The 1,715-nt window shown below is 53.9% G+C and carries 1 rRNA gene; it reads left to right on the forward strand.

The annotated features are described in order from the left end of the window. Positions 1-1,702 (forward strand): 23S ribosomal RNA (locus tag D829_RS34340); the annotation flags it as partial. Positions 1,703-1,715 lie beyond the last annotated feature (13 nt).

Genomic DNA, 1,715 nt, shown 5'->3' on the forward strand with positions numbered 1-1,715 from the left:
CAGGGGTAGGGGAGCGTTGTATAAGGGTTGAAGGTGTACCGTAAGGAGCGCTGGACATTATACAAGTGAGAATGCCGGTATGAGTAACGAAAAGATCAGTGAGAATCTGATCCGCCGAAAGCCTAAGGGTTCCTGAGGAAGGCTCGTCCGCTCAGGGTAAGTCGGGACCTAAGGCGAGGCCGAAAGGCGTAGTCGAAGGACAACAGGTCGAAATTCCTGTACCACCGTAAGCCGTTATGAGCAATGGGGGGACGCAGTAGGGTAGTGACGCGGACTGATGGATGTCCGTCTAAGCAGTAAGGCTGATGTGTAGGCAAATCCGCACATTGTAAGGCTGAGCTGTGATGGGGAGCGAAAATTGTAGTAGCGAAGGTCATGATCTCACACTGCCAAGAAAAGCCTCTAGCCAGGTGAAGGTGCCCGTACCGCAAACCGACACAGGTAGGCGAGAAGAGTATTCTAAGGCGCGCGGAAGAACTCTCGTTAAGGAACTCGGCAAAATGACCCCGTAACTTCGGGAGAAGGGGTGCCCCGGTAGTGTGAATAGCACGAGGGGGCCGCAGTGAAAAGGCCCAAGCGACTGTTTAGCAAAAACACAGGTCTGTGCGAAGCCGTAAGGCGAAGTATACGGGCTGACGCCTGCCCGGTGCTGGAAGGTTAAGGGGAGTGGTTAGGAGCAATCCGAAGCTGTGAACCGAAGCCCCAGTAAACGGCGGCCGTAACTATAACGGTCCTAAGGTAGCGAAATTCCTTGTCAGGTAAATTCTGACCCGCACGAATGGCGTAACGACTTGGGCGCTGTCTCAACGAGAGATCCGGTGAAATTTTAATACCTGTGAAGATGCAGGTTACCCGCGACAAGACGGAAAGACCCCATGGAGCTTTACTGCAGCTTGATATTGAATTTGGGTACGATCTGTACAGGATAGGTGGGAGCCTGAAGAGACATGAGCGCCAGCTTGCTGTGGAGGCAACGTTGGGATACCACCCTGATCGTATCTAGGTTCTAACCTGGTACCGTAATCCGGTGCGGGGACAGTGTCAGGTGGGCAGTTTGACTGGGGCGGTCGCCTCCTAAAGAGTAACGGAGGCGCCCAAAGGTTCCCTCAGAATGGTTGGAAATCATTCGAAGAGTGCAAAGGCATAAGGGAGCTTGACTGCGAGACCTACAAGTCGAGCAGGGACGAAAGTCGGGCTTAGTGATCCGGTGGTACCGCATGGAAGGGCCATCGCTCAACGGATAAAAGCTACCCTGGGGATAACAGGCTTATCTCCCCCAAGAGTCCACATCGACGGGGAGGTTTGGCACCTCGATGTCGGCTCATCGCATCCTGGGGCTGAAGTAGGTCCCAAGGGTTGGGCTGTTCGCCCATTAAAGCGGTACGCGAGCTGGGTTCAGAACGTCGTGAGACAGTTCGGTCCCTATCTGTCGTGGGCGTAGGAAATTTGAGAGGAGCTGTCCTTAGTACGAGAGGACCGGGATGGACGTACCGCTGGTGTACCAGTTGTTCCGCCAGGAGCACCGCTGGGTAGCTATGTACGGAAGGGATAAACGCTGAAAGCATCTAAGCGTGAAGCCCCCCTCAAGATGAGATTTCCCAGTATGTAAGACCCCTTGAAGACGACGAGGTAGATAGGCTGGGGGTGGAAGTGCAGCAATGCATGGAGCTGACCAGTACTAATCGGTCGAGGGCTTATCCAATAGCAAGTTGTAA

It is taken from the genome of Paenibacillus sp. PAMC 26794 (assembly GCF_000316035.1).
Lineage (GTDB): Bacteria > Bacillota > Bacilli > Paenibacillales > Paenibacillaceae > Paenibacillus.